A 23,071-nucleotide genomic window follows, 5' to 3' on the forward strand; every position below is an offset into this window, starting at 1 on the left:
CCGGCATGCCCCGTCGTACCCGTCTGGTGTCAATTGCCGCCGCGCTGCTGCTCACCGCGGCCTGCGGCGAATCGCCCACGTCGAGCACGCCGGTCGTGCCGCAACCGGCCCCCGCGTCCCCGGTCGGGACGGCGTCGCCCGGATCCGGGGGCGCGGGGTCCGCGGTCGCCGGGGACGCGATGAGCGGGATCGACGTGGTCTTCCTGACCACGATGGTCGGGCACAGCGAACGCACCCTGCAGATCGTCGCGCTGGCCCGGGACCGGGTGCGCGACGACACGCTGCGCACCCTGGCCGCCGCCATCGAGGCGACCGAGGCCGACGAGCTGTCCGCGATGCGCGGCTGGTTGCCCACGGCCGGGCCGGGCGCCAGCGCGGGCGCGCACCAGCACGACGGGCACGGCGACGCCGCCGCGCTCGACCGGCTGCGGACCGCGCCCGACGCGGACGTCGACCGGGCACTGCGCGAGGTGCTCGCCGACCACCAGCGTGCGGCGGCCGACCTGGCCCGAGCCCAGGTCGGCGTCGGTAGAAACGAGCAGGTCCGCGACCTGGCCCGGCGGATCGAGCAGTCCCGGACCGCCGAGGTCGAGCTGCTCGGGGGTACGCCGTGAGCACGCGCCAGCGCGCCTGCGACGGCTCAGGTCAGCTCAGGTCAGGTCTGCTCAGGTCAGGTCTGCTCAGGTCAGCGAGGTTCCAGCCGGACCGAGATCGAGTTGACGCAGTGCCGGGTGTCCTTCGGGGTGAAGCCCTCGCCGTGGAAGACGTGCCCGAGGTGACTGTCGCAGCGGGCGCAGCGGATCTCGGTGCGCGCCATCCCGAGACTGCGGTCCTCGATCTCCTTCACCCGGCCCGGGATGGCGTCGTCGAAGCTCGGCCACCCGCAGTGCGAGTCGAACTTCGTGTCGCTGGAGAACAGCTCCAGCCCGCAGGCGCGGCAGTGGTAGACCCCCTGGGTCTTCGTGTCCACGTACTCGCCGACCCACGGGCGTTCGGTGCCGGCCTCCCGCAGGACGTGGAACTCCTCGGGGGTCAACCGGACCCGCCACTCGTCGTCGGTACGGGGCAGCTCGTTGTCGTCAAGACTCACCCGTCAACGGTACGTCGAACGTCGGGGGTGTGGCATAAGGTCGCGAGATGGCGGGCACCAAGGCAGCGGTCACCGAGGTCGAGGTGGCCGGGCACACCGTACGGCTGAGCAGTCCCGATCGGGTGATCTTCCCCCAGCGGGGCTTCACCAAGGCGGACGTCTTCCACTACTACCTCGCGGTGGGCGACGGGATCATGCGCGCCCTGCGCGAGCGGCCCACCACGCTGCAGCGCTTCCCCGAGGGCGTCGAGGGTGAGGCGTTCTTCCAGAAGCGGGTGCCCACCCGAGGGGTGCCGCCCTGGGTGACGACCGCGCAGATCACCTTCCCCAGCGGTCGCGGCGCGGCGGAGCTGTGCCCGGCCGACCTGGCGCACGTGGCCTGGGCGGCGCAGATGGGCACCATCGTCTTCCACCCCTGGCCGGTGCGCGCCGCCGACGTCGACCGCCCCGACGAGTTGCGCATCGACCTGGATCCGCAGCCCGGCACGGACTTCGCCGACGCGGCGCGGGCCGCCGCGGAGGTCCGCGCGCTCCTCGACGAGCTGGGCGCGACCGGCTGGCCGAAGACCTCGGGTGGTCGCGGCGTGCACGTCTACCTGCGCATCCAGCCCCGCTGGACGTTCACCGAGGTGCGCCGGGCCACCATCGCGCTCGCCCGGGAGGTGGAGCGCCGCAACCCCGACCTGGTCACCACCGCCTGGTGGAAGGAGGAGCGCGGCACCCGGGTCTTCGTCGACTTCAACCAGATGGCCCGGGACCGGACGATCGCCTGCGCGTACTCGCTGCGGGCCAACGCGCGGGCCACCGTCTCGACCCCGGTCACCTGGGACGAGCTGCCCGACGTCGACCCGGACGACTTCGACCTGCGCACCGTGCCGGCCCGGCTCGCCGAGCGCGGCGACCCGCACGCCGGCATCGACGACGCACCGTGGGACATCACGCCGCTGCTGGAGTGGGCCGACCGCGACGCCGCCGCCGGCCAGGGCGACCTGCCGTACCCACCGGACCACCCGAAGATGCCCGGCGAACCCAAGCGGGTGCAGCCCAGCCGGGCCAAACGCGCCCCGGACGACAGCGCCTGAGCGGGCTGAGCGGCGAAGCCCCGGCGTCAGAGGCAGGAGCCCGGGTCGGTGCTGGTGCCAATGATCGTGAACAGCATCCGGCGGAACAGTGCGATCTCGACCGCGCTGAAGCCGGCCATCGCGTTCCGCTCCGCCTCGTCGCTGGCGCGGGCGACCTCCGCCCGTACGTCGTCGCCCGCGGAGGTGATCGCCGGGATGCGCCTGCGGCGGTCCTGGGGATCGGAGTGGCGTAGGACGAGACTGGCCCGCTCGAGTCGATCCAGTTGGGTCATGAGCGTGGTCTTGTCGAGGCCGAGCGCTCTGGCCAACTCGACCTGGGTCAGCCCGGGTGTCTTGTCCAGCGCACTCAACACGATGTAGTCCCGCAGGTGCAGGCCGTGCCTCTCGGCTTGCTCGCCCGTCACCACGTGCATTCGTTGGGCGGCGCGATGCAGCAGCCAGGTGATCTCGGAGTCGAGCGTCGGTGCCGGCCCCTCGGTCATCGCGCCGCCTCCGGTGCTCTCGCTCATCGCGCCGCCCCCGGGAGGAGCGGAATGCCCTCGTAGGCGCGGCGGTCGTGCGCGGGGACCACCTGCATCAGCTCGGTCAGCGCGGCCGACCGCAGGATGCCCTGCCGCACCTGGGCGGGGTCGCTGTCGGCAAGGGTACGCAGCAGCCAGGGTCGTTCGACTCTGCGGTGGATGCCATCGAGCTGCCAGGTCAGGTCACCGATGAACGCGTAGCGCTGTCCCGACGGGAGGGTCACGAACGCGACCACGGACCCCGTCGTGTGGCCGCCGGCCAACGCCAGCACCAGTGACCCGTCACCGTGCACGTCGAAGCTCGCGGGAAAGCCGAGATGGGCGGGGCCGTCGAAGGAGTATTCGTGGATCTCGTGGCCGGGGGAGACGGCGCGGAAGACCTTGCCGTCACTGTCGCTGCCGGCGTACGCAAGCTCACCCCGGTTCATCCAGACCGGGAGGTCGAGTGAGTCCAGGCCGCTCGCGTGGTCCCAGTGCGAGTGCGTCAGGAAGACTCCGCTGAGCCTGGTGCGGTCGTAACCGCTGTCGTCGAACTGCTGGCTCACCGTCCGGGTCGCCTGGAACGGGGCGCGGGCGAACCGCGGCTGCATGGCGACATGCGCGGCGACGTCGGCTCCGAAGCCGGCGTCGATGAGGAAGTCACCGAACGGGTGCGTCACGAGGATGGCGGTGGCCGCGAACTGCCGCTTGTCCCGGAACGAGCCCCCACGGAGGGCGAATGCCGCCCGGGTCTCGTAGGTGCCCGTGGGGAGTTGGTAGATCGCCATGCCGGCCGGTGGTGTCGCCTCGGGAAGGGCGTCCGTCCACGGCGCGGGGGCGGGGAGCGATGTCATCGGACGATCGTATGACACCAGATGATCCGAAGCCAGACGAATTCCGTGGGGAGGAAGTTGTCGTACACCTGTTCTAAGTTTTGCTGGTGATCGATGAGTTGGCTCAGGCGGAGAGTGCGGTGGCGAGCTGCGCCGACGCGTCCGTCTGGGCGCTCGCCGAGCATGAGCTGATCGCGGCGCTCGACGCCACGCATCGCCTTCAGCAGCGGCTGTCGGCGGCGCAGGTGGCGCTCGTCCGGGAGCTGGACGGTCGGGGCACCGCGGTCGCGCAGGGCGCGTGCTCGACGACCGTCTGGTTACGTCACCGCCTACGACTCGACGTCGCCGCCGCCCGTCGACTGGTCGGCCTCGCCGCCTCGCTCGACGTGGCCCCTCCCGCCGTGCGTGACGCGCTGGCGAGCGGGGCGGTCAGCGTGGAGCAGGCCCGGGTCATCGCCGAGGCGGTCGCCACCGTGTCGGCCCACGCCGGGGTCGAGGTCGCCGACAAGGCCGTGGGCGTGCTTGTCGACTGGGCCGAGCAGTTCGACCCCACCCTGTTGCGCAAGCTCGGCAGCCGGATCCTCGACCACGTCGCACCCGAGATCGCCGACGCCGCCGCGGCGGCGGCCCTGGAGGCCGAGGCCGCGCGGGCCGCCCGCGACCGGCACGTCACCGTCTCCGAGCGGTCCGGCGGGCGGCTACGGCTGCGCGGCACCCTCGACGCGGAGACCGCCGCGCTCGTGCGCGCCGCCATCGACCCGCTCAGCGCTCCCTGCGGGCCCGACGACACCCGCACCGCCGGCCAGCGCCGGCACGACGCCCTCGCCGAGGTGTGCCGGCTGGCGCTGCGTACCGGCGACCTGCCCGAGCACGGCGGCGACGCGGCCCAGCTCGTCGTCACCACCGACTACGACGGGCTGACGCGGCAGTTGGGTGCCGGCGCCCTCGACATCGGTTCGCACCTCACCCCGGAGGCCGTGCGTCGGCTCGCCTGCGACGCCGCCATCCTGCCCGCCGTGCTCGGCGGCGCCGGCCAGGTCCTCGACGTGGGCCGGCAACGGCGCCTCGTCACCGGCCCCCTGCGACGGGCGCTGGTGCTGCGCGACCGCGGCTGCGCCTTTCCCGGCTGCGACCGGCCACCCCGGTGGTGCGCCGCCCACCACATTCGACACTGGGCCGACGGCGGTCCGACCAGTCTCGACAACTCCGTGCTCCTCTGCGGCCACCACCACCGGCACCTGCACCGCGCCGAGTGGACGGTCCGGCTCGGGGGCGACGGCCATCCGGAGTTCGTGCCGCCGGCCTGGCTCGACCCCGACCAGATCCCGCGCCGCAACCACTACCACCGGCGGACGTAGCCGATGCCCAGCGGCCCGAAGCCAGCAGCGACGTGCGAGGCGGCGCGCGGATCCCGCGACCCAAACGCGCCGGCCTTCCACGCGGTCATCCCGTCGCTGCCGCCCCCGGGTGCGTCGCAGCGTCCGGGCGGGGCCGGTGGCCGCGCTGCGGGGATGATCGGTGGCCGCGCCGCGCGGGTGGCCGGGTTCGGGTTGCGGGGATGAATGGTGGCCGCGCCGCGCGGGTGGCCGGGTTCGGGTGCGGGTGGCCGGGTTCGGGTCAGGCCGGGGTGAGGAGGCAGAACTCGTTGCCCTCCGGGTCGGCGAGGACCGTCCACGGGACCTCGTTCGGACCCAGGTCGACGGCGGTGGCGCCGAGAGTCCGCAGCCTTGCCGCCTCGACCGTCAGGTCGTCACCCGGGTACGGGCGGACGTCGAGATGGACGCGGTTCCACCCGGACTTCACGTCGGGCGTACGGATGAACTCCAGATAGGGGCCGACGCCCTGGGCGGAGCGCAGCACCGCGCTGTCGTCGGTCACCTCGTGCAGGGTCCAGTCCGTGGCCCTGTCCCAGAAGCTGGCCATGGCTCGCGGGTCCGCGCAGTCGACCACCACGGCGGCGATCGGCCCGGTGTCCCGGTAGCGCGGTCGGGGTTCCAGCACGCAGAACTCGTTGCCCTCCGGGTCGGCCAGGACCGTCCATGGCACGTCGCCCTGGCCGATGTCGGCGGGTGTCGCGCCGAGATCCCGCAGGCGCGTGACCAGTGCCGCCTGGTGGGCCGCCGAGGTGGTGGCGAGGTCGACGTGTACCCGGTTCTTCACCGTCTTGGGTTCCGCCGAGACGACGAGGTCGACGCAGACGGCGACGGGATCGGGGTAGGTGAAGCCCTCGGGTTCGAGGTTTGTCACGCCTGGTCCCTCGCTGGAGATTCCCCAGCCGAGCGCCTCCGCCCAGAAACCGCCGAGGGCGGAGTCGTTCCGAGCCTTCATGTTGATCTGTACGAGCCGCGTTGCCATGGCGACGATGCTAGGTGCTCGGTCAGAGGGCTGCGGACGCGGCCAGCGGGTGGGCCGGCCGGCGTCGGCCGTGACCGTGGCGCCGGCCGTGACGGTGACCGTGGCGTCGGCCGTGGCGTCGGTGTCGGTCGTGGTGGTTAGCCTGCCGGCATGGTGAGCGCTGAGTTGGATGAGTTGATCGTCGCGGACGCCGACGCCCTGCGCGCGTGGTTGTCGGCCAACCACTCCACGTCACCGGGTGTCTGGCTCGCCCTGACCAAGAAGGGCGGCACGGTCACGACGGTGACCTGGCAGCAGGCGGTGGACGAGGCCCTGTGCTTCGGCTGGATCGACGGGCAGGCCCGGAAGCGGGATGAGGAGAGTTCCTGGATCCGGTACACCCCGCGCCGGTCCCGCAGTTCCTGGTCCCAACGCAACGTCGCCCACGTGGCCCGGCTGGAGGCGGACGGGCGCATGCAGTCCGCGGGTCGCGCTGCGGTGGACGCCGCGAAGGCGGACGGGCGATGGTCGGCTGCCTACGCCCCGTCGTCGGAAGCGGAGGTGCCGGCCGACCTTCTCGCCGCCATCGCCGCCGAGCCCGCGGCGCAGGCCATGTTCGACGTCCTCACCAAGACCAACCGGTTCACTCTCATCCACCGGCTGAACGCCGTGAAGCGGGCGGAGACCCGCGCGCGGAAGATCGCCGAGTTCGTCGCCATGCTGGCTCGCCACGAGACCGTCCACCCCCAGAAGGCCAGGCCGGCCCCCGGTCCGACGCCGCCGCAGACCGAGGCCAACAGTCGGCAGAGCGATTGACTTTCGATAGGTAACGAGCGAAACTCGATGCATGGTTACAGAGCATCGAGCGGTAGCCGCTCTCAGAGTCTTCCTCGGGGTGCTGTTCGTGGTCCTGATCGGGTTCCAGACGTTCTCGCTGCCCGGGCAGTTCGCGCACATGGCCCAGGAGTCGCCGGAGGACGCGTACCTCAGGTGGCCGTTGACCGCCATCACGGTGTTCTGGGTGCTGTGCGTCCAGGTGGTCATCGTGTCGACGTGGAAGTTGCTCAGCCTGGTCAAGAACGACCGCATCTTCACCGAAGCGTCCCTGCGGTGGGTCGACCTGATCGTGTGGGCCGTCGGCGCCGCGTGGGTGGTGCTCGTGGGCGTCTTCCTCTACGTCGGCTTCAACGCGGACGACCCGGGCGTGCCGATCCTGCTGTTCCTGCTCACGATGGGTGTCACGGTGCTCGGGCTCCTCATGGTGGTGATGCGTGCGCTGCTGCGGCAGGCAACCACGCTGCGGACCGACATGGAAGCGGTGATCTGATGCCCATCGTCGTCCGCATCGACGTCGAGTTGGCCAAGCGCAAGATGAGCGTCGGCGAGTTCGCCGAGCGGGTCGGGCTCACGCCGGCCAACGTGGCGGTGCTCAAGAACGGCCGCGCCAAGGCCGTCCGCTTCAGCACCCTGGAGGCGATGTGCCGCGTCCTCGGCTGCCAGCCCGGAGACCTGCTCGAGTGGGTCGAGGAGGAAACCCCATGAGGTACGTCCTGACCGTCGGCGTCATTCTCGCGGTCGCCGTCGGCATCGCCGGCATCGTGCTCGGGGAGGCCGACGACTCGCCGGGTCTCCAGCTTCTGGGCGTCGTGCTCGTTCTCGGAGCGGTGGCGTTCGGCATCCGTACCGTGCGAGGCGGCAACTAACCAGCCGTCCTCGAGGCACGGGCCGGCAGCCGAGGCGCGGGCCGGCAGCCTCCTGAGGCGTGGGCCGGCAGCCGTGGCGCGGGCCGGCAGCCGAGGCGCGGGCCCGCAGCCTTCCGAGGCGCGAGCCGACAGCCGTCCCGCGGCACGAGCCGGCAGCCTTCCGAGGCGCGGGCCGGCACTCTTCCGAGGCGCGGGCAGCCTGCGCCGATCCCTCCCGTAATAACGATCATGTAACGGGCGCGAACCTTTCCCGGTGGGTGGCCTGTCTTGATGGTCGTCGGCCCGTCAGGGCCAGGGGAGGCGTCGGATGAAGCTGGTGTGGAGGCGTGCCCGAGAGGCGCGGGGGTTGCTGGTCGCCGCGGTGATCGCGGCCCTGGTCGCCGTCGCGTTGGTCACCGGGCTGTCCGACTACAACCGTCGGGCGGTGGATGCCGGGCAGCGGGCGCTGGTGGCCGCCTCGCCGGCCGAGGAACGCGGCCTCCTGGTCAGTGGGTCGGGCGGGCGCGACGCGGCCGAGTTCGCCACCCGCGACGGGGCGGTCCGCGCCGAGTTCACCGACGGGCTGGCCGGCGTCCCGGTGAGCGTCTCGGTCGCCCGGTACGGCACCGGGCGGGAGCTGACCGGCTCGCTCGGATCCGTGCCGCGTACCGGCGACGAACCCGTCTTCGCCAACCTGGCCACCCTCGACGGCCTCGCCGAGCACGCGGAGCTGACCAGCGGCGCGTGGCCCACCCCCGGGGCGAACCCCACCCAGGTGAGCCTCCCGGAACGGGCCGCGGGTGCGCTGGGTCTCAGCGTCGGCCAACGCGTCCCGGTGCGCGACCGGGCCACCGAACGGCGCAGCGAACTGGTGCTCGCCGGCACCTGGCGGCCCCGCGACCCGGCCGAGGCGTACTGGCTGTTGGCCCCCGGGGTGGGGACGGGCAGCGCCGGGTCCGGCACGTCGTACGGGCCGTTCGTCCTCGACCCGGCTGACTTCGCGACCATCTTCCCCGGCTCGGTGTCGGCGTCCTGGCTCGTCGAACCGGAACTCGGCAGCCTCGACGTGGCCGATCTTCCCGCCGTGCGGAAAGCCCTCACCGAGGCGTCCACGGCGGTGCCCGAAGCCGCCCAACTGGGCACCTCCGCCCAGGCGGTGACCAAGATGCCGCAGTTGCTGGACCGGATCGGTCGCGCCGACCTGGTCGGCCGTTCCGCGCTGGCCACCCCGCTGCTGCTCATCCTTGTGCTCGGCGGGTACGCGCTGGTGCTCGTCGCCGCGCTGCTGCACGAGGACCGGCGCGCGCAGACCGCGCTGCTGCGTGCCCGCGGCGCCGCCCGCCGACAGTTGGCCGGCCTGGCCGCCCGCGAGGCGACACTTGTGGTCGCCCCCGCGGTCCTGCTCGCGCCCGTGATCGCCACCGTGGCACTGCGATTCGTCCGACCCGGCGGTGCCGAGCAGTTGTCCGCCGCCGGCGGCAACACCACGCTGGTCTGGGCTGCCGCCGCGGCCGCGGCTGCCGGCTGCCTGGTGGCCATGGTCGCCCCGACGTTGCGCGGCGCCGGCACGTACGTGGCCGACATGGCCGCCCGGTCCCGTCCGAACCGGTCGGCGAGCGTTCAGCGGGCCAGCGTCGACCTGGTGCTCGTCGCGCTCGCCGTGCTCGCCTGGGTGCAGCTACGCCGGTACGCCTCGCCGCTGGCCGGCTCGGGCGGCCGGCTCGGACTCGACCCGCTGCTGATCGCCGCCCCGACGCTCGGGGTGCTGGCGGGCGCCGTGTTGGCACTGCGGGTGCTGCCACCGGTCACCCGGTTCGCCGAGCGCTTCGTCGACCGGCGGCCCTGGACGGCCACCATGTTCGGCATGTGGCAGGCCGGTCGGCGCCCGCACGCCGGCCCGGTGCTGCTGCTCGCCCTCGCCGTCGGTGGCAGCACCCTGGCCTGGTCCCTGATCAGCACGGGGGAGCGGTCCCAGGTCGAGCAGGCCGGGCACACGGTCGGCGCCGACCTGCGGGTCACCGAGCGAGCCGGGGCCGCCCCGCTCACCCGGGCCGGGGAACTCGCCGCGCTGCCGAGCGTCAACCGGGTGCTGCCGGCGTGGCGGGACGACATCCGGGTCGGCCGGGACGACCTGCCGGTGACCGTGATCGGTATCGACCCGGCCAGCGCCCCCGGCGTCGTCCGACTCGCCGACCGGCTCAGCGACGATCCGGTGTCGCAGCAGTACCAGCGCATGATCCAGGCGCGCGACGCCATCGGGGGAGTCGAGCTGCCGGCGGGCACCCGGGCCGTCGCCGGCTCCGTCCGTACGCCGTTCACGCAAACCGCCGAGCCGCACCGGATCGCGGTGGCGCTGCTGTTCACCACCGCCGACGGCCTCGCCCTCCGGCTGCCGGCGGTCGACGCGCCGAGCACCGGGCAGGCCAGCCGGTTCAGGGTCACGCTGCCGGACGTGGGCGGAGCACGGCTGCGGCTGGCGGGCTTCGAAGCCGACACCGGGAACGCGGGCGGCATGTCCTACGGGTTCCAGGTGGAAGGGTTGGCGTTTGTCGATGCCGGCGGCGCGGCCCGGCCGGCCGAGCTGCCCGGTGACTGGACGGCGACGTGGCCCGGTGGGCCGCGCACGCTGGTGCAGGCGAGCGGTGCCGGGCTCGTCACCGACCGCCCCGTCCAGCTACTCACCGAGGGGGCTCGGATGGATCGGCCGGCGAGCCGGTTCGTCGTCGTACCGGGAGTGGCGGGCGGACCCGCCGCCGCCGTCCCGGTGCTGATGACCCCCGGGGTACGCGACGCGCTGAGCATTCGCGTCGGCGACACCGTCGAGCTGGCGCTCTCCGGGGTGACGCTGCGGGCCCACCTGGTCGGTGAACTCGAATCCGTGCCTACCACCACCGGCGAGGGCGTCCTGCTCGACCTGCCGGCGGCGGTCGACGTGCTTCTCGGTTCCGGCGGGACGATCCGCCCGACACCGGAGTGGTGGATCGGCGCCACCGACGCGACGGCCGCCGCTGGAGCGGCCGACGAGCTGCCAGGAGTCACGGTCCTCAACCGCGAAGCGGAGATCACCGCCGCGGCGGACGACCCGTACTGGCAGGGTTCGCGTACCGGAATGCTCGCCGCGGCGCTCGGCGCGGTGCTGCTCGCCATCGTCGGCCTGATGGTGGACGTGTGGGCAACCGCCCGACGCCGGCTCAGCGAGTTCGCGGTCCTGAACACCCTCGGCGCGACGCCCCGACTGCTGGCTCGGGCGCTGCTGGCCGAACAGGCCTTCCTCGCCGGCATCGGCGTAGGTGTCGGTCTGCTGCTCGGCGCAGCGGTCGGAGCCACCATGGCCCCCCTTGTCATCCTCACCCCGGCCGCTGGTCGGCCGATCCCCCCGGCGACGTTCGCGCTGCCCTGGGTGCCGATCGGTCTCACCGCGGTCGGTCTGCTGCTGGCGGCGCTCGCCTTCAGCGCGTTCATCGCCGCCGGCATCCGTCAACGGGTGGCGGCGGTGCAACTGCGAATCGGGGGAGAACGATGAGCGTCGGCGCGGCGGTCCGGCGGGTCCGGGCGTACGGCGGGCAGTTCCTGCTGCTGGCGGTGCTGACCCTCGTGGTCACGCTGCTGATCAGCGGCGTGCCCCGGCTGGTCAACCAGCTCGCCGAACAGGGGCTTCGGGCACAGCTCACCAGCGAGCTGCCGGCACGCCGGGATCTCTCGTACACCACGGGCGTGGGGACCGCCCCCGCCCTGAAGCCGGCGATTGCCTACGCCCGCGAGCGGTTCGACGCGCTGGCCGCGGACCTGCCGCCGCAGGTGCGTTCGGCGGTGGCCCAGCGGTGGTACACCGTGGACGCGGAACCGGGCCGGGTGGTCGGGCCGGACCTCGCGGCCCGCAACCTGCTCGTCGACCTGGGTCTGCGGGGCATGCCCGACGCCCAGGACGCCAGCACCCTCGTCGAGGGGGCGTGGCCGAGCGAGACGTACCTTCCCGACCGGCCGATCGAGGTGGCGCTCGACGTCGACGTGGCCGGCAAACTCAACCTGCGCACAGGCAGCCAACTGCGCATCGGCCGGGTCGATGCGCAGAACCGGCTCCGCGACGCCGTCCCGCTGACAGTGGTCGGGCTGTTCCGCCCCGTCGACCGTACGGGTGGCAGCTGGGACGGGCTGCCGCCGATGCTGCAGATCATCCCGCCGCAGGGGGACGGTCAGCCGTTCGTCGCCTCCGGGTTCGTCGCCCAGTCGGCACTCGACAAGCGGGCCGCGGCGGGGTGGCCGATCCGGTCCAGCTGGCGGTACCGGTTGGACGCCGAAAAGATCGATGTGCGGCAGTTGGACAAGCTGATCGACGGTCTCCAGGAAGCGCAGCGGAACAAGCCGGCAGACCTGTCGCTGGCCCAGGGCATCGACATTCCGTTGCGCGCGTTCGCCGCCCAGGTGAACGCCGCGCGGACCCTGCTGGCGGTGATCGAGGCCGGCGTACTGGCGACGCTTGCCGGGTTGATCGTGCTCGCCGCCACCCTCGCCACCCGGCGGCGCCGGACGGAGTTCGTGCTGATCCGGGCGCGCGGCGGCGGAACCACGGCCGGTGCCCGGCGAAGCCTCGCCGAGTCGCTGCTCGTGGTGCCGGTCGCCGCCGCGCTCGGCTGGTGGCTGGGCACCCTGTTCCCGGGCGCCCCGGACCCGAGCACGCCGTACGCGATCGCCGCGACCGTCCTGGTCACCCTGGCCCTGCCGCTTGCCACGCTGGCCGTGCCGACCGGCGGGTCGTCCCGCCGCGACCTGGTCCGGATGCGCCCGTCGACCCGCCGGCTCACCGTCGAGGTGTCCGTGCTGCTGCTCGCCGTGCTCGCCGCGGTGCTGCTGCGTCGACGTGGCCTCACCCTCGGTGAGGTGGACCCCCTGCTGGTGTCGGTGCCGGTGCTGCTCGCGATCGCCGCGGCGGTGCTCGCGCTGCGGGCGTACCCCTGGCCGTTGTTGCTGGTCAGTCGGCTGGCCGCGCGGAGGAGGGGCAGCGTCGCCTTCCTCGGCACGGCGCGGGCCGGCCGGTCGGCGGTCGCGGCCCCGCTTGTCGTCGTGGTGCTCGCGATCGGCACCGCGGCGTTCTGCGCGGTCGTCGCCGCCGGCGTCGACGCGAGCCGGGACCGGGCCGCCGAACGGATCGTGCCCGCCGACGCGGTGATCCGAGGTGAGCGCTTCGCCCCCGACACGATCGACGAGCTGGGTCGCCTGCCGGGGGTCTCGGAGGCCACCGGAGTGCTGTTCGCGTCCGCCGAGCGGCTGGCGGCCGACGAACTCGGCACCGACGCACGGCTCGGCGAGACGGCCGTGCTGCTGATCGACGGCCCGGAACTGGCCACGGTGGCCCGGGCATCGGCCGTGGATCTGCCGCTACCGGCCACGCTGCGCACCGCCCGGTCCGAGCCGGGGCCGGTGCCGGCGATCGTCTCGCCGGAGGTCGCCGCCGATCTCGCCAAGGCCGGACTCGACAGTTCCGCCTTCATCTCGGTGCAGGGCCAGCGCTACGAGTTCCGGGTCGCCGGCAGCGAGGAGAGCTTCCCGCTGCTGTCCGGGGACACCGACCGGTTCGTCATCCTGCCCTGGCAGGCGCTGCCGACGCACACCACCACGCCCGTGGCCACCAGCCTGCTCGTCGCCGGTGATCGGCTGGACGCCGACGCGCTTCGCCGCGTCGGTGACCAGGGACAGTTGCGGTACCAGCAGCAGGGCGCCGTCACCGGGGAGGCACGCCCGCTCGGGGTCGTCGTCGACACCCGGGCCGACGTCCGCCGGGATCTCGGCGCGGGCGGCGCGAACGGTGTACTGGCCTTCGGGTTCCTGGCCGGTGCCGTCGGTGGCTCCGTGCTCGGGCTGCTGGCCATCGCGTTCACCGTGCTGGCCGGCGCGCGGGCCCGCGGCCAGGTGCTGTCCCGGCTGCGTACCCTCGGGCTGTCCCGCCGGCAGTGGCGCGGGCTGCTTCTTGTCGAGCTGGCCCCGCTGGTCGGGGTGTCGGTGCTGACCGGCGCGCTTGTCGGTGCGGTGCTGCCCCTGCTGCTCAACCCGGTGCTCGGCCTGTCCGCGTTCACGAGCGGCACGCCGGTCCGGGTGGCCTTCGAGCCCGGCCTGGTGGCGGCGGTGCTCGCGCTCGGGGTCGTCGCCCTCGGCTTCGCGGTCGCCGTCGAGGCCCTGAACAACCGCCGGTTGCGCCTCGGTGAGGTGCTTCGGCTCGGAGAGGAGAGCTGAGATGACCGCTACTGCCCAGACTTCACTGGTGCCCGACCTGGCCTCCCTGCAACAGCGGGCTGCGCTTCGAGCCGCCGAGCGGGCCGGCGGCCAGGACCGACTGCGCGGACACATCGTCTGCGACGGTCTGGTGCGCATCTTCAAGACCGAGGGGGTGGAGGTGGTCGCCCTGCAGGGGCTCGACCTGGTCATCGACCGGGGGGAGCTGGTGGCGATCGTCGGCGCGTCCGGCTCGGGCAAGTCGACCCTGCTCAACATCCTCTCCGGCCTGGACACGCCGACCGCCGGCATCGCCCGGGTGGCCGACTACGACCTGCTCTCACTGTCCACCAAGCGGCGGCTGAGCTACCGGCGGGAACTTGTCGGCTTCGTCTGGCAGCAGACCGGCCGCAACCTGCTGCCGTACCTCACCGCCCTGGAGAACGTCGAGCTGCCGATGCAGCTGGCCGGCAAACGCGGCGGCAGGGCCCGCCGGGAGCGGGCCCGGGAGCTGCTCGACATGGTCGGCGTGGGCTACTGCGCGGACCGCCGGCCGGGGCAACTCAGCGGCGGCGAGCAGCAGCGGTGTGCGGTCGCGGTGGCCGTGGCGAACGATCCGGAGGTGCTGTTCGCCGACGAGCCGACAGGTGAACTGGACGAGGCGACCGGCGCCGAGGTCTTCGCGGCGCTGCGCACCATCAACGCCGAGCTGGGCGTGACAATCGTGGTCGTGACCCACGACCACGCCGTGGCCACGCAGGTCCGCCGGACCGTCGCGATCCGCGACGGCCGGACCGCCTCCGAGGTACGCCGAACCGCCCGCACCGACGCGGACGGCAACACCGAGCTGGTCAGCGAGGAGTACGCGGTGCTGGACCGCAACGGCCGGATGCAGCTACCGGCCGCATTCGTCGACGCGCTCGCGCTGAAGGAGCGGGTCCGGCTCGATCTGGAGCCGGATCACGTGCAGGTACGGCCCGGCGACCGGGCCGCGGACGAGCGGGGGGCACGGGCATGAGTGGTCGGGACATGGTGGTGACCGGTGCGGCCGGGCTCGGCGGTGGACCCGCCGCGCAACCGGCCGAGGTGGTCCGGGTCAGCGGGGTGAGCCGCACCTTCGGCCGGGGCGAGCACGCCGTACACGCGGTGCGGGACGTCTCGTTCAGCGCCAACCGGGGCGAGCTGGTCGCCATCCGGGGCCGGTCCGGGGCCGGCAAGACCACACTGCTGAACCTGATCGGCGGTCTCGACCGCCCGGACAGCGGTCAGGTGGTGGTGGCCGGGCACGACGTGACCTCGGCCGGCGAGGCGGAGCTGCTGCGACTGCGCCGGGGCACCGTCGGGTTCGTGTTCCAGACGTTCGGGCTGGTGCCGATCCTCTCCGCCGCCGAGAACGTGGGCGTGCCGTTGCGGCTGGCGCAGGTGCCGGCCGCCGAGCGGGAGCAGCGGGTCGCGGTGCTGCTGGAGATGGTCGGCCTGGGCGGGCACGCGGCCCAACGCCCGTACGAGCTCTCCGGTGGGCAGCAACAGCGGGTCGCGGTCGCCCGAGCCCTGGCCAACGAACCGGATCTGCTCATCGCCGACGAGCCCACCGGTCAGCTCGACTCGGAGACGGGCCGGTCCATCATGGACCTGCTGCGCGCGGTGGTGCACGCGCGCGGCATGACGGCGCTGGTGGCCACGCACGACCCGGCCCTGATCGACCTCGCCGACCGGGTGCTCGTGCTGCGCGACGGTCGCCTGGTCGACGACTGACCGCTGCGCCCTCGGCTGTGGCTCCGGGCCAAAGGCCGTGGGTTGTGGGTCGTGGGCTGCGGACTCGGTCGGCGGCGACTGAAGGGGTGTGCTCGCTCCCTGTAGAGCTGCCCCAGATCTGGACCACGCGGTAGGCCGGGCGGTGGCCTTTCGCCGGCCTGGCGTTGGCGCGACTCGCTGCCCCAGATCCGGGGCAGCTCTACAGGTGCCGAGGTGCGACTGGGTGGGTGCGTCGTCCGCGTGGCGTTTCGGCGGTCGTTACGTCTCCCTACGTCGCTTGGTCGGCCCGGCCGGCGCCCCTGCGGCCGTTGGGGAGGGCGCCGGCGAGCGGGATCAGCAGGCAGCCCAGCAGGGCCAGCAGGGTCCCGACGCCCGGCCCGGTGACGAGCGGTTCCTCCTCGACGTAGGGGTCATTGGCCTGGAGGTACCAGAACACGCCGGTGAGGCTGCCGCAGGCGAGCACGTTGGAAACAAGCATCCCCAGGCTGGTCTGCTGCCACACCCAGCGGGACGGACCGGCGTTGGCGAGCGACAGCACCGCGAACACGGCGGCGATCACCGCGAACGGCAGCGAATAGTGGATCAGCCTCGTGCCCGGGGTGACATCCGTCCAGCCGGGGTAGACACTCCGCCAGGCGGGCAGCCAGAACGCGACGACGACCAGCAGGACGCCGACGACCAGGAGCGCGCGGCCCGCCCAATTCCACGACGCGCGCGGCTGCCCACCGTCGGTCGTCGCCGGCGCACTCATGGCAGCGAACATAGTCCGGCTCCGGTCAGAGCGCGAGCTTCATGCCCTCGTGACTGGCCACGAAGCCGAGGCCCAGGTAGAAGCGGTGGGCGTCGGTGCGGGCCTTGTCGGTGGTGAGCTGCACCAGCGCGCAACCACGCTGCCGAGCCTGGTCGACCGCCCAGGTCATCAGGCCCCGGCCCAGCCCCTCGCCGCGCCGGTCCGAGCGGACCCGGACCGACTCGATCAGCGACCGCTCCGCGCCGTGCCGACCCAGGCCCGGGATGTAGGTGATCTGCAGGCAGCCGACCAGGTCGCCAGCCTGCTCCGCCACGATCAACTGGTTGCGCGGGTCCGCGTCGATGGCCGCGAACGCCCTCTCGTAGGCCTCGTCGACCTCGGTGAAGTCGCGGGCCTTGCCCAGCACGTCGTCGGCGAGCAGGGCGATGACGGCGGGCAGGTCGGCCCGAACCGCCTCCCGGAAGATCACGTCGGTCATACAGGTGAGCCTGACACAACGACGGGGATCGAACTGGCACTGGCGAGCGTGGGCCGGCGCTACTTGCCGGCGACGGGCAACATGGGGCGGCATGGAGCTCCTGCTACTGCCGTTCCGGTGGATATACCGGGCTTTGGTGTGGTTCGCCAACTCGCCCCGCACGCTGATCACCTCGTACCTGCTCATGATCGTGGTGGCCGGAGTCATCTACGGCGAGGTCGAGGAGCGCAGCCCGGCCGACGCCGTCTGGTGGGCGGTGGTGACCGCCTCCACCGTCGGGTACGGCGACATCTCGCCGACCACCTGGGCGGGCCGGACGTTGGCCGCGCTGCTCATCTCGACAATGGTGCTGCTGGTCATCCCGCTGATCACCGCGCACTTCGCGAGCCGGCTCATCGTCGACGACAACGCCTTCGAGCATGAGGAGCAGGAGCAGCTCAAAGCCGACGTACGCCGGATGCGGGCGCTGTTGGAGGAGTTGGCCACCCGGCAGGGGATCGACCTGCCCCCGCTGCCGCCGACCCAGCCGGTCAGCGGAGCGGGCAGCGCTTCCCTTCCGGCGGCACCGTCAGGTCGATCAGGTAGGCGTCGACCGCGTCGGTGATGCAGGACGTCTGCGGGTACGCGGTGTGCCCCTCGCCCTCCCAGGTCAGCACCCGACCGACGCCCAGCATGGACGCGAGCCGTGGCGTCTGCTCGTACGGCGTCGCGGGGTCGCCGGTGGTGCCGACCACCACGATCGGCGGCGCGCCGTTGGCCTTTCCGGTCGGGTACGGGTCACGCCCGCCCGGCCACTCGACGCAGCTCAGCATGCCGACCGCCAGCGCCGGCCCGAACAGCGGATATTTCCCCCGCCACTCGGACTGCAACTGCCGGATCTGGTCCCGGCTCGGCTTCTCCGTCTCGTCCGCGCAGTTGATGGCCAGGTTGGCGTCGAACAGGTTCGAGTAACGCCCGTCGTCGCCGCGGCCGGCGTACGCGTCGGCGAGCCGGAACACGTCCTTCGGATCGCCCTCGGCCAGCTTGTCGATCGCCTGGGCCAGCTCCTGCCAGCCCGATTCGGTGTAGAGCGACGAGATGACCGCGTAGAACACCCAGCCGGCGGTGGCTTCCCGCCCGCGGGCCCCGCGTACCGGAGAGGCCTTGGCCTTGTCGATGGCCGAGGTGACCGCGGCGCGGGCGTCCGGGGCGATCGGGCAGCGGGCGGCGTTCGCCGCGCACCAGCGGGTGAAGTTGGTGAAGGCCCGCTCGAAGCCGCGGGCCTGGCTCTCCGAGCCCTCGACCAGCCGCTGCTGCGGGTCGACGGCGCCGTCGAGCACCAGCGCCCGCACCCGCTGTGGGTAGAGCTGGGCGTACGTGGCGCCGAGCAGCGTGCCGTAGGAGTAGCCCAGGTAGGTGAGCTTGTCGTCGCCCACCGCGGCGCGCACCGCGTCCATGTCGCGGGCAGCCTGCTCGGTGCCGTACAACGGCAACTGGTCCCCGTACCGGTCGCCGCAGCCGCGCCCGATCCGCTGGCTCAGGCCGACGAAGTCGTCGAACTCCGACTGGCTCGCCGGGTCGGGGTCGAAACCGAAACTGGTGTCCAGGTCGGCGTCGGAGATGCACTTCACCGGGCTGGACCGGGAGACCCCGCGCGGGTCGAAACCGACGATGTCGAAGCGCTCGGTGATCGAGGTGGGCAGCCCGCCGAACTGGGGACCGAAGGAGAGGTAGACGGCGGTGTCGACGCCGGAGCCGCCCGGGCCGCCCGGGTTGATCACAAGCGAGCCGACCCGGTCGCGCTGCTTGGTGGAGCGGGCCCGCAGCAGGGCGATCTCGAAGGTCTGCCCGGCGCCCGGGCCGGCGCTCGCCCCGCCGCCGGTGCCCCAGTCGCGGGGCACCGCGATCCGGGCGCACTCGTAGCGCATGTCCGGTGCGCCGCGCCCGACCAGATCCTCGGGCACGTCCGGGCAGGGTCGCCAGGTGGGCGCGCTGCCGGTCGGCGCGGCCGCACCCTCCACCTCGGTGCGTGGCGCGAACGCCGGCAGCGTGCAACCGGCGGTGAGCAACGCCGTGACGGTGAAGGCGGCCAGCGTGCGACGGACCCGGCGACGTGTCGACGGCCGAGGCTGATGGGCGGTGCGGATCACGTGCTCCTCCGTGGTCGGGTCGACGGCCAGGCTACGCCGAGCCACTGGCGGCCCGGTCCACGGTGGCCGCCGGGTCACCGCGCAGCACCTGGTCCACGTCAAAGCGGATCGGCCTGTCGAGCTGGTCGTAACGGCACGACCGGGGGTCGCGGTCCGGGCGCCAGCGGACGAACCTGGCGGTGTGCCGGAACCGCTCGCCCTCCATGGCGTCGTAGCCCACCTCGACCACCAGCTCCGGGCGCACCGGCTCCCACTCCAGGTTCTTGGTGCCGGTCCAGCGGCTCACCCCGCCGGGGATGCGCTGGCCGCGCTCGTGGTCGCCGTGCACCCACGGGTGCTCGCCGCCGGTGTCCCGGTAGGGGGCCAGCTCGTCGAGCAGCTCGGCGCGACGGGCCATGGTGAACGACGCGCTCACCCCCACGTGGTGCAGGACCCCGGCGTCGTCGTAGAGGCCGAGCAGCAGCGAACCCACCACGGGACCGGACTTGTGCCAGCGGAAGCCGGCCACCACCGCGTCCGCGGTGCGGGCGTGCTTGACCTTGGACATCAGGCGCTTGCCCGGCTCGTACGGCAGGTCGGCCGGCTTGACGATCAACCCGTCCAGCCCGGCGCCCTCGAACACGTCGAACCAGCGGCGGGCGGTGTCGGGATCGGTGGTGACCTGGGTGATGTGCACCGGCGGGCGCACTCCGGCCAGCGCCTCGACCAACCGCTCGCGGCGAAGCGGGTAGGGCTGGTCGAGCAGCGCCTCGTCGCCGATGGCCAGCAGGTCGAACGCGACGAAATCGGCAGGCGTGGTCTCGGCCAGCAGCTTCACCCGGGACGCGGCCGGGTGGATGCGCTGGGCCAGCAGCTCGAAATCCAACCGGGGCTGGCCGCTCGGCCCGTCCCGCCGGATGACGATCAACTCCCCGTCGACCGCGCAGCGCTCGGGCAACTGCCGGCGGGCCTGATCGACCACCTCGGGAAAATAGCGGGTCATCGACTTGCCGCCCCGGCTGGCCAGCTCGACCTCGTCACCGTCGCGGAACACGATGCACCGGAACCCGTCCCACTTGGGCTCGTAGGTCAGGCCGGACGCCGTGGGAAGCTTGGCGACGCTCTTGGCAAGCATCGGCTCGACCGGAGGATTGATCGGCAGGTCCACGGCGACCAGTCAATCAGACGGCACCGACAGTCGTGAGGCAGATCACCCTGGGTGCCGTGGTGGCGTGTCCGCCCACGCGCCGCTCGTCCCGACCGGGCGAATCGGATAACCGCAGGTCAGAGCTACTTTCGCGAGGTGTCCGAGTGGGTCTGTGACTGCTGTGGGCGGTGGCGGGTGAGCGTCGAGCTGATCCGGGGCCGCTACCGCTACCGGCTGACCCGCCGCTACCCGCAGCGGTTCGGTGGCGGCCGGAACGTGCTCGGCGAGGTCGGTTCGGTGCCTGAGCTGGAGGAACTGCTGCGGCTGCGTACCCCGCTGAGCCTGGCCGACCTCCGCGAAGCCGCCTGATCCCACCGGGGTTGCGCGCGGGTGTCACGATCCATCCGGCGGCCTCGTCCGCACCCGTGGGTGGTGCGCTACGGCACCGCCGGGGAGGGGACGTGATGCGATTCGAAGCCACGGCCGAGATCGCCGCCGACGCCGAGCAGGTCTGGGCCGTGCTCGTCGACGTGGAGCGCTGGCCGGAGTGGACGACCTCGGTGACCCGCGTCGAGCGGGGGGAGTCGGGGCCGTTCGCCGTCGGCGCGACCGCCCGGTTGACCCAGCCGAAGCTACGGCCGGCGGTGTGGCGGGTCACCGAGCTGACCGAGGGACGGGAGTTCACCTGGGTCTCCGACACGCCCGGGGTGCGTACCCGGGGGGAGCACCGGCTGGTGCCGCTGCCGGACGGGCGTACCCGGGTCGAGCTGGCCATCGACCAGTCCGGCCCGTTGGCCGGCCTGATCGGCCGGCTGTACGGCGGCCTGCTCCGGCGCTACCTGCGCCTGGAGGCCGACGGTCTCAAGCGGCGGAGCGAGCGGTGGCCGAGCTGACGTACCCGGAGGTGGGGGCGACCCGGCACCTGCCGCTCCCCGGCGGGTACCACCACCTGCGCCACAGGTATCCGTTGCCGGCCGGCTGCTTCGAGACGGCGGCCGAGGCGGTGCTCAGTTGGCGGTTGCACCGCGCCGCCGGCGTCCGGATGCGCACCGATGCCCCCCGCGCCACCGAAGGCGTGCTGGTCAGCGCTGGCCTGGGCGTCGGCCCGGCCCGCATCTGGGGGCCGTGCCGGGTGATCTGGAGCGAGGAGTCGCCGGGGCTCGCGGGCTTCGGCTACGGCACCCTGGCCGGGCACCCGGAGCGGGGCGAGGAGGCGTTCGTGGTCGGCCGCGACGACGACGGCGCGGTCTGGTTCGAGGTACGCGCGTTCAGCCGCCCGAGCCGCTGGTTCACCCGTGCCGGTGGCCCGGCGGTCCGGGGCGTGCAGCACGCGTACGCGTGGTGGCTCGGCCGCACCCTGCGCCGGCTCTGCGCGCGCTGAGGCGCTAGTACCGGGCGAACGAGCGGATCGGGGCGCGCGGGCCATACTTCGGCGCCCCGATGCCGGCGGCGCCCAGCAGCAGGCAGACCCGGCCCCGGTGCCCCCGGAACGGCTCCAGCAGGGCCAACATCCGGGCGTCGTCGCCCCTCGGCTCGCCGGCGAGCGCCCAGGCCACCGTGTTCGGGACGTGGTAGTCGCCGACGCTCACCGCGTCCGGGTCCCCGTACGCGACCCGGACCACCTCGGCGGCCGTCCACGGCCCGATGCCGGGAATGGCGGTGAGTCGACGGGTCGCGTCGGCGGCGTCGGCGCTGCGCTCCAACCGGTCGGCGAGCGCGGCGGCGCGGCGCAGTGTGTCGGCCCGGCGTTGCTCCACGCCGAACGGGTGGAACACCCAGTACGGGGTGGCGGCCACCGCGGCGGCCTCGGGCGGCAGCAGCAGCGACGGCAACGGCCCGGGCGCCGGCTCCCGGAAGTGCCGCACGGTCGCCGCGTACGCCCGGTACGCCTCCTTGACGGTGACCTTCTGCTCGAAGACCACGCGCAGCAGCCGGGGAAAGACCTGCCCGGTGCGGGGCATCCGCAGCCCTCGGTGTTCCCGCGCCAGCCGGGCCACCAGCGGGTGCGCCCCGGCCAGTTCGGCGAAGCCGGTCAGGTCGTCGTGCAGCCCGGCGATCGCGTCGGCCCGCGCCACCACGTGCGCGGCGCCCGGCCCGTAGCCCTCGGCGACCAGGTCACCGGCGGACGCTCGGAGCGCCAGGGTGGCCGGCCCGTCCGGGGTGCGGGTGGCCCACCAGAAGGTGTCGCCGACGACGCGGGCGCACGGGTCGTACGGGGTGAACGTCAGCGCACGGACCGACGCCGCCAGCCGGTAGCCGACCGGCGGGCGCAGCACCCGGGTCGCGGCGGGTTCGGTGTCGGTCACCCCACTACTTTGCCAGGTCGCGGCGTGGTCACGGCCACCGCCGGCCCCTCCGGGCACAACTGTGGCCGGCCGCGCCCTCCCCGGCTGCGACCGGCCACAGTTGTGCCCGCGGCGATCAGTACGAGTAGCCCGAGCCCCCGGCGTCGTTGGCGCCGCTGTCCGCGGGCGGCGCGACCGGCTTCGGCGTGGAGGTGGGCAGGCAGCTGAGGTTCTTCTTGCCGTCCGGCTGGACCACGAACCAGGTGCCGCCAACCGCCTGGCCCTTCCACTGGCCGGGCTTCTTGTCGCCGATGTAGCGGTAGACCGGCCAGCCGGCGATGGTGAGCTGACGGGTGCCGTCCTGGCGGGTCACGCTGCTGACCTTGTCGTCGGAGACGCCGGCGAGCTGCGGGTTGCCGTCGGTCAGCGCCGGCGGCCACACCTCGGCGCACTTGTCGACGCAGTTCGACGACGGCGGGTCGGCGGTGTCCTTGTCGAAGCGGTAGAGGATCCAGCCGTCCTGGTCGGTGACCACCTTGCCCATCCGGGCGACGCTCTTGCCGACCAGTTTCTCGGTCAGGTCGACGTTCGCGGGCGGCGCGTCGGCGGCGGCCGGCGGCGCCTCCGCGGACGCCGACGCCTCGGCTTCAACCGACGCGCTGGGCTCGGCCGCGGCGACGGCGACCGGCTCGGCCGCGCTCGAGTTCGCCCCGTCGTAACCTGCGGGAGCGCAGGCCGTTAGTGCGACCATCGCGCTCGCGACGATGACGGTCCGCTTCATCTGTGCCACGTGCCCTCCTCATTCTTGGCGTTTCACCC

25 protein-coding genes are annotated in these 23,071 nt (G+C 73.2%); 15 read left to right on the forward strand and 10 right to left on the reverse strand.

Translation table 11 applies throughout. From position 1 onward, the window contains the following. Positions 1–5: 5 nt before the first annotated feature. Positions 6–614: a DUF305 domain-containing protein gene (locus ACPXBU_RS20955; protein WP_425759288.1), complete on the forward strand. Its 609-nt coding sequence runs from the start codon at positions 6–8 to the stop codon at positions 612–614. Between the two features lie 71 nt (positions 615–685). Here ACPXBU_RS20955 and msrB read toward each other — a convergent pair whose 3' ends face one another. Then, positions 686–1,090 (reverse strand): peptide-methionine (R)-S-oxide reductase MsrB, encoded by a 405-nt coding sequence (msrB, locus tag ACPXBU_RS20960; RefSeq protein ID WP_357247712.1) that lies wholly within the window; start codon positions 1,088–1,090, stop codon positions 686–688. A 47-nt stretch (positions 1,091–1,137) separates the two neighbouring features. Between msrB and ligD the strand changes: the two genes are divergently transcribed. Next, positions 1,138–2,172 carry a non-homologous end-joining DNA ligase gene (ligD, locus tag ACPXBU_RS20965; protein ID WP_425759289.1) on the forward strand — a complete coding sequence of 345 codons (1,035 nt, stop codon included), beginning with the start codon at positions 1,138–1,140 and terminating at the stop codon, positions 2,170–2,172. Positions 2,173–2,198: 26 nt separating this feature from the next. On the opposite strand, the gene ACPXBU_RS20970 is transcribed toward ligD, so the two are convergent. Beyond that, positions 2,199–2,681, reverse strand: coding sequence for a MarR family winged helix-turn-helix transcriptional regulator (locus tag ACPXBU_RS20970; RefSeq protein WP_425759291.1), 483 nt, complete (start codon positions 2,679–2,681; stop codon positions 2,199–2,201). Further along, on the reverse strand, positions 2,678–3,526 hold the full coding sequence (locus ACPXBU_RS20975; protein WP_425759292.1) for an MBL fold metallo-hydrolase: 849 nt from the start codon (positions 3,524–3,526) through the stop codon (positions 2,678–2,680). The genes ACPXBU_RS20970 and ACPXBU_RS20975 overlap by 4 nt, the downstream gene beginning before the upstream one ends. 86 nt (positions 3,527–3,612) lie before the next feature. Between ACPXBU_RS20975 and ACPXBU_RS20980 the strand changes: the two genes are divergently transcribed. Continuing rightward, positions 3,613–4,863 carry a DUF222 domain-containing protein gene (locus ACPXBU_RS20980; RefSeq protein WP_425759293.1) on the forward strand — a complete coding sequence of 417 codons (1,251 nt, stop codon included), beginning with the start codon at positions 3,613–3,615 and terminating at the stop codon, positions 4,861–4,863. A 259-nt stretch (positions 4,864–5,122) separates the two neighbouring features. Here ACPXBU_RS20980 and ACPXBU_RS20985 read toward each other — a convergent pair whose 3' ends face one another. Further along, on the reverse strand, positions 5,123–5,860 hold the full coding sequence (locus ACPXBU_RS20985; protein ID WP_425759294.1) for a VOC family protein: 738 nt from the start codon (positions 5,858–5,860) through the stop codon (positions 5,123–5,125). A 150-nt stretch (positions 5,861–6,010) separates the two neighbouring features. On the opposite strand from ACPXBU_RS20985, the gene ACPXBU_RS20990 reads away from it, so the two are divergent. The 8 genes from ACPXBU_RS20990 to ACPXBU_RS21025 all read left to right on the forward strand — a co-directional run bounded on the left by ACPXBU_RS20990 (position 6,011) and on the right by ACPXBU_RS21025 (position 15,483). Next, a complete protein-coding gene (locus tag ACPXBU_RS20990) occupies positions 6,011–6,655 on the forward strand; it encodes a YdeI/OmpD-associated family protein (RefSeq protein ID WP_425759295.1) in 645 nt (214 codons plus the stop codon). A 31-nt stretch (positions 6,656–6,686) separates the two neighbouring features. Continuing rightward, positions 6,687–7,166 (forward strand): DUF2975 domain-containing protein, encoded by a 480-nt coding sequence (locus tag ACPXBU_RS20995; protein WP_393375070.1) that lies wholly within the window; start codon positions 6,687–6,689, stop codon positions 7,164–7,166. Continuing rightward, entirely contained in the window at positions 7,166–7,381 is a 216-nt protein-coding gene (locus ACPXBU_RS21000; protein ID WP_278138146.1) for a helix-turn-helix domain-containing protein, read from the forward strand. Before ACPXBU_RS20995 ends, ACPXBU_RS21000 begins: the two co-directional genes overlap by 1 nt. Beyond that, positions 7,378–7,542, forward strand: a complete 165-nt coding sequence (locus tag ACPXBU_RS21005) for a hypothetical protein (protein ID WP_393375072.1) — start codon at positions 7,378–7,380, stop codon at positions 7,540–7,542. Before ACPXBU_RS21000 ends, ACPXBU_RS21005 begins: the two co-directional genes overlap by 4 nt. Positions 7,543–7,849: 307 nt before the next feature. After that, positions 7,850–11,044 carry an FtsX-like permease family protein gene (locus ACPXBU_RS21010; RefSeq protein ID WP_425759296.1) on the forward strand — a complete coding sequence of 1,065 codons (3,195 nt, stop codon included), beginning with the start codon at positions 7,850–7,852 and terminating at the stop codon, positions 11,042–11,044. Next, positions 11,041–13,749, forward strand: coding sequence for an FtsX-like permease family protein (locus tag ACPXBU_RS21015; protein WP_425759297.1), 2,709 nt, complete (start codon positions 11,041–11,043; stop codon positions 13,747–13,749). Before ACPXBU_RS21010 ends, ACPXBU_RS21015 begins: the two co-directional genes overlap by 4 nt. A gap of 1 nt (position 13,750) precedes the next feature. Continuing rightward, positions 13,751–14,746, forward strand: coding sequence for an ABC transporter ATP-binding protein (locus ACPXBU_RS21020; protein WP_393375079.1), 996 nt, complete (start codon positions 13,751–13,753; stop codon positions 14,744–14,746). An 11-nt stretch (positions 14,747–14,757) separates the two neighbouring features. Next, complete coding sequence (locus tag ACPXBU_RS21025) at positions 14,758–15,483, forward strand: ABC transporter ATP-binding protein (RefSeq protein ID WP_393375156.1); 726 nt, start codon at positions 14,758–14,760, stop codon at positions 15,481–15,483. 268 nt (positions 15,484–15,751) lie between these two features. Here the strand turns inward: ACPXBU_RS21025 and ACPXBU_RS21030 are convergent, their stop codons facing one another. Then, complete coding sequence (locus ACPXBU_RS21030) at positions 15,752–16,234, reverse strand: hypothetical protein (protein ID WP_425759298.1); 483 nt, start codon at positions 16,232–16,234, stop codon at positions 15,752–15,754. 25 nt (positions 16,235–16,259) lie between these two features. Beyond that, the gene (locus tag ACPXBU_RS21035; RefSeq protein WP_425759299.1) at positions 16,260–16,712 is read right to left on the reverse strand and encodes a GNAT family N-acetyltransferase; all 453 of its coding nucleotides are present in this window, start codon (positions 16,710–16,712) and stop codon (positions 16,260–16,262) included. 91 nt (positions 16,713–16,803) lie between these two features. On the opposite strand from ACPXBU_RS21035, the gene ACPXBU_RS21040 reads away from it, so the two are divergent. Then, positions 16,804–17,316: a potassium channel family protein gene (locus ACPXBU_RS21040; protein WP_393375085.1), complete on the forward strand. Its 513-nt coding sequence runs from the start codon at positions 16,804–16,806 to the stop codon at positions 17,314–17,316. On the opposite strand, the gene ACPXBU_RS21045 is transcribed toward ACPXBU_RS21040, so the two are convergent. Both ACPXBU_RS21045 and ACPXBU_RS21050 read right to left on the reverse strand, forming a co-directional pair. Continuing rightward, complete coding sequence (locus ACPXBU_RS21045; protein WP_425759484.1) at positions 17,243–18,784, reverse strand: alpha/beta hydrolase; 1,542 nt, start codon at positions 18,782–18,784, stop codon at positions 17,243–17,245. The genes ACPXBU_RS21040 and ACPXBU_RS21045 overlap by 74 nt on opposite strands. 88 nt (positions 18,785–18,872) lie before the next feature. After that, a complete protein-coding gene (locus tag ACPXBU_RS21050; RefSeq protein WP_425759300.1) occupies positions 18,873–19,988 on the reverse strand; it encodes an ATP-dependent DNA ligase in 1,116 nt (371 codons plus the stop codon). A gap of 135 nt (positions 19,989–20,123) precedes the next feature. On the opposite strand from ACPXBU_RS21050, the gene ACPXBU_RS21055 reads away from it, so the two are divergent. The 3 genes from ACPXBU_RS21055 (at position 20,124) to ACPXBU_RS21065 (ending at position 21,348) form a co-directional block, all read left to right on the forward strand. After that, a complete protein-coding gene (locus ACPXBU_RS21055; protein ID WP_355029384.1) occupies positions 20,124–20,336 on the forward strand; it encodes a hypothetical protein in 213 nt (70 codons plus the stop codon). Positions 20,337–20,431: 95 nt separating this feature from the next. After that, entirely contained in the window at positions 20,432–20,860 is a 429-nt protein-coding gene (locus ACPXBU_RS21060; protein WP_425759485.1) for an SRPBCC family protein, read from the forward strand. Beyond that, a complete protein-coding gene (locus tag ACPXBU_RS21065) occupies positions 20,848–21,348 on the forward strand; it encodes a DUF1990 family protein (protein ID WP_393375090.1) in 501 nt (166 codons plus the stop codon). The genes ACPXBU_RS21060 and ACPXBU_RS21065 overlap by 13 nt, the downstream gene beginning before the upstream one ends. 4 nt (positions 21,349–21,352) lie before the next feature. Here ACPXBU_RS21065 and ACPXBU_RS21070 read toward each other — a convergent pair whose 3' ends face one another. Both ACPXBU_RS21070 and ACPXBU_RS21075 read right to left on the reverse strand, forming a co-directional pair. Beyond that, positions 21,353–22,273, reverse strand: coding sequence for a DNA-3-methyladenine glycosylase family protein (locus ACPXBU_RS21070; protein WP_425759301.1), 921 nt, complete (start codon positions 22,271–22,273; stop codon positions 21,353–21,355). Positions 22,274–22,388: 115 nt separating this feature from the next. Further along, the gene (locus ACPXBU_RS21075; RefSeq protein WP_393375095.1) at positions 22,389–23,042 is read right to left on the reverse strand and encodes a hypothetical protein; all 654 of its coding nucleotides are present in this window, start codon (positions 23,040–23,042) and stop codon (positions 22,389–22,391) included. Positions 23,043–23,071: the final 29 nt, after the last annotated feature.

The organism is Micromonospora sp. DT231 (assembly GCF_049847025.1).
In the GTDB taxonomy this organism is placed as follows: Bacteria; Actinomycetota; Actinomycetes; order Mycobacteriales; family Micromonosporaceae; genus Micromonospora.

Excerpts from the sequence above, each read along its gene's own strand:
- ACPXBU_RS21060 (WP_425759485.1), top strand. The coding sequence starts at position 20,432 with ATGCGATTCGAAGCCACGGCCGAGATCGCCGCCGACGCCGAGCAGGTC.
- ligD (WP_425759289.1), top strand. The coding sequence starts at position 1,138 with ATGGCGGGCACCAAGGCAGCGGTCACCGAGGTCGAGGTGGCCGGGCAC.
- ACPXBU_RS21040 (WP_393375085.1), top strand. The coding sequence starts at position 16,804 with ATGGAGCTCCTGCTACTGCCGTTCCGGTGGATATACCGGGCTTTGGTG.
- ACPXBU_RS20985 (WP_425759294.1), bottom strand. The coding sequence starts at position 5,860 with ATGGCAACGCGGCTCGTACAGATCAACATGAAGGCTCGGAACGACTCC.
- ACPXBU_RS21015 (WP_425759297.1), top strand. The coding sequence starts at position 11,041 with ATGAGCGTCGGCGCGGCGGTCCGGCGGGTCCGGGCGTACGGCGGGCAG.
- ACPXBU_RS20955 (WP_425759288.1), top strand. The coding sequence starts at position 6 with ATGCCCCGTCGTACCCGTCTGGTGTCAATTGCCGCCGCGCTGCTGCTC.
- ACPXBU_RS21035 (WP_425759299.1), bottom strand. The coding sequence starts at position 16,712 with ATGACCGACGTGATCTTCCGGGAGGCGGTTCGGGCCGACCTGCCCGCC.
- ACPXBU_RS21020 (WP_393375079.1), top strand. The coding sequence starts at position 13,751 with ATGACCGCTACTGCCCAGACTTCACTGGTGCCCGACCTGGCCTCCCTG.
- ACPXBU_RS21025 (WP_393375156.1), top strand. The coding sequence starts at position 14,758 with ATGGTGGTGACCGGTGCGGCCGGGCTCGGCGGTGGACCCGCCGCGCAA.
- ACPXBU_RS20975 (WP_425759292.1), bottom strand. The coding sequence starts at position 3,526 with ATGACATCGCTCCCCGCCCCCGCGCCGTGGACGGACGCCCTTCCCGAG.
- ACPXBU_RS21030 (WP_425759298.1), bottom strand. The coding sequence starts at position 16,234 with ATGAGTGCGCCGGCGACGACCGACGGTGGGCAGCCGCGCGCGTCGTGG.
- ACPXBU_RS20995 (WP_393375070.1), top strand. The coding sequence starts at position 6,687 with ATGGTTACAGAGCATCGAGCGGTAGCCGCTCTCAGAGTCTTCCTCGGG.
- ACPXBU_RS21000 (WP_278138146.1), top strand. The coding sequence starts at position 7,166 with ATGCCCATCGTCGTCCGCATCGACGTCGAGTTGGCCAAGCGCAAGATG.
- ACPXBU_RS20970 (WP_425759291.1), bottom strand. The coding sequence starts at position 2,681 with ATGAGCGAGAGCACCGGAGGCGGCGCGATGACCGAGGGGCCGGCACCG.
- ACPXBU_RS21005 (WP_393375072.1), top strand. The coding sequence starts at position 7,378 with ATGAGGTACGTCCTGACCGTCGGCGTCATTCTCGCGGTCGCCGTCGGC.
- ACPXBU_RS20990 (WP_425759295.1), top strand. The coding sequence starts at position 6,011 with ATGGTGAGCGCTGAGTTGGATGAGTTGATCGTCGCGGACGCCGACGCC.
- ACPXBU_RS21010 (WP_425759296.1), top strand. The coding sequence starts at position 7,850 with ATGAAGCTGGTGTGGAGGCGTGCCCGAGAGGCGCGGGGGTTGCTGGTC.